This is a genomic window from Lonepinella sp. BR2271 (assembly GCF_051851515.1).
Taxonomy (GTDB): Bacteria; Pseudomonadota; Gammaproteobacteria; order Enterobacterales; family Pasteurellaceae; genus Lonepinella.
This window is the reverse complement of the sequence record NZ_JBPDVF010000022.1, coordinates 1-1,340: the sequence shown is the minus strand read 5'-3', so window position 1 is coordinate 1,340 and position 1,340 is coordinate 1. Positions and strand designations below refer to the sequence as shown.

Here is a 1,340-nt window from a genome sequence, read left to right as displayed (position 1 = left end):
TGATCTGCACCCCAAAAGTTGGACTAATAACCAACTAAGTAAGGTGCAGATTTTTATGACTAAATACAACCAAGCATTTAAACAACAAGTCGTTGATTTTTACTTCACAAATCACGAAAGCCTATTTATAACACGAAAACATTTTAACCTACCCCCTGAAACGGTTAGACAATGGATTGTGCAATTCAAACATTCAGGCAGTAGTGGATTAGCTGTTCGACATAGCAAACAAACGTATACTCCAGAGTTCAAATTTAACGTTGTTCAAAGCGTACTCTTAGGTCAATTTTCAGGTCGTGGTGCGGCGTTACATTTTGGTTTAAGTAGTTCCAAAATGATTAGCCAATGGTTGAAACTCTTTGAAAAACAAGGTATAAAAGGCTTATTACCTAAACCAAAGGGTCGCCAAACGATGAAACCAAAATATCCTAAAATGCCTCCAAAACCCAAGAATCGGCTAGAAGAACTTGAGCTTGAAAACCTGAGATTGAGAGCGGAGAACGACTTTCTAAAAAAGTTGGACGAGATTATCAAACGAGAAGACAGGAAACAGCAGAAGCCATCCAAGCCTTAAGATTACGCTATCCATTGACGTTGTTGCTTGAAATTGCAGGGATTCCCCGTAGTGTGTTTTTCTATCATATCAAGCCTAAAACGGATAAAGATGAAACACTTAGAGCCAAAATCAGGGAGATAAAAACAAAGCACCCTGAATATGGCTATCGCCGTGTGGCTGCGGAATTAAAAGGCATTAATCATAAGAAGATTCAACGACTTATGCGAGAAATGGGCTTGCATGTGAAAAGCAAAAAGTGCCGAAAATATCAATCCTATCGTGGCGAAGTTGGAAGAATTGCTGAAAATCGGCTTAAACGTGATTTTAGTGCAACCAAACCGAATGAAAAATGGCTAACAGATATTACGGAGTTCAAAGCAGAAGATGGTAATAAACTCTATTTTTCGCCGATTTTGGACACATTTAACAACGAGATAATCGGACATCACAGCAGTACAAGTCCAAATTGGGCGTTAGTGGAAAGGATGTTGCAAAAGGCATTGAAAAGACGTTCAAAAGGCGAGAAAACAATTTTACATTCAGATCAAGGATGGCATTATCAAATGCGAGCTTATCAGCGAATATTGCAAGAAAATGGGATAGAGCAAAGTATGTCCCGAAAAGGAAATTGTTTAGATAATGCGGCAATGGAAAGTTTTTTCGGGCGAATGAAGACGGAACGTTTTTATGGAAGAACTTTTAAGACCGTTGATGAAATTAAAATAATGATTGATGAGTATGTTCACTATTACAATAAAGAGCGTATTCAGTTAAAATTAAAAGG

1 protein-coding gene is annotated in these 1,340 nt (G+C 37.8%); it reads left to right on the top strand.

Annotated features, from left to right (window positions below):
• Positions 1 to 55 precede the first annotated feature (55 nt).
• Positions 56 to 1,340, top strand: a protein-coding gene (locus ACTG7X_RS11000) for an IS3 family transposase (protein WP_439258490.1) whose coding sequence is annotated in 2 segments (ribosomal slippage) — positions 56 to 530 and positions 530 to 1,340 — 1,286 coding nt annotated over the 2 segments. Because the reading frame shifts where the segments join, the coding sequence is not laid out codon by codon here. This gene is flagged as partial in the annotation.